Origin of the sequence: Citrobacter cronae (assembly GCF_016893685.1) — a bacterium.
GTDB classification, from domain to species: domain Bacteria; phylum Pseudomonadota; class Gammaproteobacteria; order Enterobacterales; family Enterobacteriaceae; genus Citrobacter; species Citrobacter werkmanii.
In genome coordinates, this window is record NZ_CP069763.1 from 1348300 (window position 1) to 1351790 (window position 3491).

At 54.7% G+C, this 3491-nt stretch carries 2 protein-coding genes; both read right to left on the minus strand.

Annotated features, from left to right (window positions below; genetic code table 11):
• Positions 1 to 2415 (minus strand): DNA topoisomerase (ATP-hydrolyzing) subunit B, encoded by a 2415-nt coding sequence (gene gyrB, locus JSN25_RS05760; RefSeq protein WP_204525519.1) that lies wholly within the window; start codon positions 2413 to 2415, stop codon positions 1 to 3.
• 28 nt (positions 2416 to 2443) lie between these two features.
• Positions 2444 to 3491: DNA replication/repair protein RecF (recF, locus tag JSN25_RS05765; protein WP_204525520.1), on the minus strand; the 1048-nt coding region annotated here is incomplete at its 5' end.

Below are 3491 nucleotides of genomic sequence, written 5' to 3' on the forward strand. Positions count from 1 at the left end.
TCAGATATCGATGTTCGCCGCTTTCAGGGCGTTTTCTTCGATAAATGCGCGGCGTGGTTCGACGGCATCGCCCATCAGGGTGGTGAACAGCTGGTCAGCGGCAATCGCATCCTTCACAGTAACGCGCAACATGCGACGGCTTTCCGGATCCATGGTCGTTTCCCACAGCTGTTCCGGGTTCATCTCGCCCAGACCTTTATAACGCTGGATAGCGAGACCGCGACGAGACTCTTTCTGCAGCCATTCCAGCGCCTGCTCAAAGCTGGCCACTGGCTGGCGACGCTCGCCACGTTCGATAAACGCATCGTCTTCGATCAGCCCGCGCAACTTCTCACCGAGCGTGCAAATACGATGGTACTCGCCACCGGTCACAAACTCGTGATCCAGCACATAGTCGGTATCCACACCGTGAGTACGTACGCGTACAATCGGCTCAAACAGATTCTGCTCTGCGTTATGGTGAACATCAAACTTCCACAGGCTACCGTGCTGTTCTTTTTCGTTCAGCTCGGTAATCAGCGCGTTAACCCAACGGGTAACGTTCTGTTCGTTCGCCAAATCAGCTTCCGGCAGCGTCGGTTGATAAACCAGCTCTTTCAGCAGCGCTTTCGGGAAACGACGTTCCATACGGCCAATCATTTTCTGCGTCGCGTTGTATTCAGAAACCAGTTTCTCTAACGACTCACCTGAAAGGGCAGGCGCGCTGGCGTTGGTGTGCAGCGTTGCGCCATCCAGAGCGATAGAGATCTGGTATTGATCCATCGCTTCATCGTCTTTGATGTACTGTTCCTGCTTGCCTTTCTTCACTTTGTACAGCGGTGGCTGCGCAATGTAAACGTGGCCGCGTTCAACGATTTCCGGCATCTGACGATAGAAGAAGGTCAACAGCAGCGTACGAATGTGCGAGCCGTCGACGTCCGCATCGGTCATGATGATGATGCTGTGATAACGCAGTTTGTCCGGGTTGTACTCGTCGCGACCAATGCCGCAGCCGAGCGCGGTAATCAGCGTCGCCAATTCCTGTGAGGAGAGCATTTTGTCGAAACGCGCTTTCTCGACGTTGAGGATTTTACCCTTCAGCGGCAGAATCGCCTGGTTCTTACGGTTACGCCCCTGCTTCGCAGAGCCGCCCGCGGAGTCCCCTTCCACCAGGTACAGTTCAGACAGCGCCGGGTCACGTTCCTGACAGTCCGCCAGTTTGCCCGGCAGACCAGCTAAGTCCAGCGCGCCTTTACGACGGGTCATTTCACGCGCGCGACGTGCTGCTTCACGGGCACGGGCCGCATCGATAATCTTGCCGACGACGATTTTCGCGTCAGACGGGTTTTCCAGCAGGTATTCGCTCAGCAGTTCGTTCATCTGCTGTTCAACCGCCGATTTCACCTCAGAGGAGACCAGTTTGTCTTTGGTCTGCGAGGAGAATTTCGGATCCGGCACTTTCACGGAAACCACCGCAATCAGGCCTTCACGGGCATCGTCACCGGTAGCGCTGACTTTGGCTTTTTTGCTGTAGCCTTCTTTGTCCATGTAGGCGTTCAGGGTACGGGTCATCGCCGCACGGAAGCCTGCAAGGTGAGTCCCGCCGTCACGCTGCGGAATGTTGTTGGTGAAGCAGTAGATATTTTCCTGGAAGCCGTCGTTCCACTGCAGCGCAACTTCAACGCCGATACCGTCTTTTTCGGTGGAGAAGTAGAAGATATTCGGGTGGATCGGCGTTTTGTTTTTGTTGAGATATTCAACAAACGCCTTAATGCCGCCTTCGTAGTGGAAATGATCTTCTTTGCCGTCGCGCTTATCGCGCAGACGAATAGAGACGCCAGAGTTCAGGAATGACAGCTCGCGCAGACGCTTCGCCAGAATGTCGTATTCGAACTCGGTCACGTTAGTGAAGGTTTCATGGCTTGGCCAGAAACGGACCTGAGTACCCGTTACTTCCGTTTCGCCTGTTACCGCCAGCGGCGCCTGCGGCACACCATGCACGTAAGTTTGCTGATGCACTTTGCCTTCACGACGAATCACCAGCTCCAGTTTCTGCGACAGGGCGTTAACGACGGAGACACCTACGCCGTGCAAACCACCGGAAACTTTATAGGAGTTATCATCGAATTTACCGCCTGCATGCAGAACAGTCATGATAACTTCCGCCGCCGAAACGCCCTCTTCCGGGTGAATACCGGTTGGGATACCACGGCCATCATCGGTAACAGACACGGAGTTGTCCGCGTGAATCGTTACCACGATATCTTTACAGTGACCCGCGAGCGCTTCGTCGATAGCGTTATCTACCACCTCGAATACCATGTGGTGCAGACCGGTGCCGTCATCCGTGTCGCCGATATACATACCCGGGCGCTTACGCACCGCATCCAGCCCTTTCAGGACTTTGATACTGGAGGAGTCATAAGAATTCGACATCAACGTTTCTCGCTCATTTTATCTTGGGTTAATCCGTTATTTTACCCTTTTCCACGGTAAACATCTTCGAATTTTCATCGGACATGTCTATAACGTGTTCAGCGCTGATTGCGCTGACAAAGACCTGAGATTGCGTGGCTTTTAAGCGGCTGGCCAGCAGCCCGCGACGCGCATCATCCAGTTCAGAGGCAAAATCATCTATCAGGTACAGGCAGCGCCGTCCGCTTTCACGGGTCAGGAACTCCCCTTGCGCCAGACGTAAGGCGCACATTAGCAGTTTTAGCTGCCCACGCGACAACGTGTCTTCTACCGGCGCACCGTCGGCACGAATGCGGAAATCCGCCTTATGCGGGCCGTGTGCGGTGTAGGTCAACATGCGATCGCGTTCAAAACCGCGTTCCAGCACCTCGGCATAATCTGTCTCCTTCTCCCAACCACGCTGGAAAGAGAACGAGAGAGAAAACTCGGGAAGAAACTGCTGGCAGGTATCCGCCATATCCTGCGCGATACCCGCGCTGTACTCCGCGCGCCAGGTGCTGATTTGTTCCGCCAGCGGAATAAGTTCTCTATCCCACGGGCGCAGTTGCTCATAACGACTCACCTGGCGCAGTGCCGCATTGCGCTGCTTGAGCAGTCGCTTCAGGTTGCTCCAGGCGGTGAAAAATCCGGCTTCATTGTGAAAGCATCCCCAGTCAAGAAATGCTCTTCTGTATTTGGGGCCGCCGTTGAGTAAAGTAAACCCCTCTGGCGTGATCAGCTGCATCGGCATCAGGTGCGCCAGTTCAGCGACCTTGTGCCCGTCAGTGCCGTCAATGCGCACTTTGCTGTCGCCCAGTTTGTCTTTCGTCAGACCAATCGACGTCTCACGCTCTTCTCCCTGCAAACGTCCGTGTAAAACAAACGACTCCTGCTCGTGGCGAATCACGCGGCCAATCTGCAAACTGCGAAACGCCCGGCCATGGCCGAGCGTATAGATGGCTTCCAGGACACTGGTTTTGCCGCTGCCGTTCGCGCCAACCAGGAAGTTAAAGCCGGGGGATAAAGCGAGATCCGCATTTTCAATATTGCGGAAATCG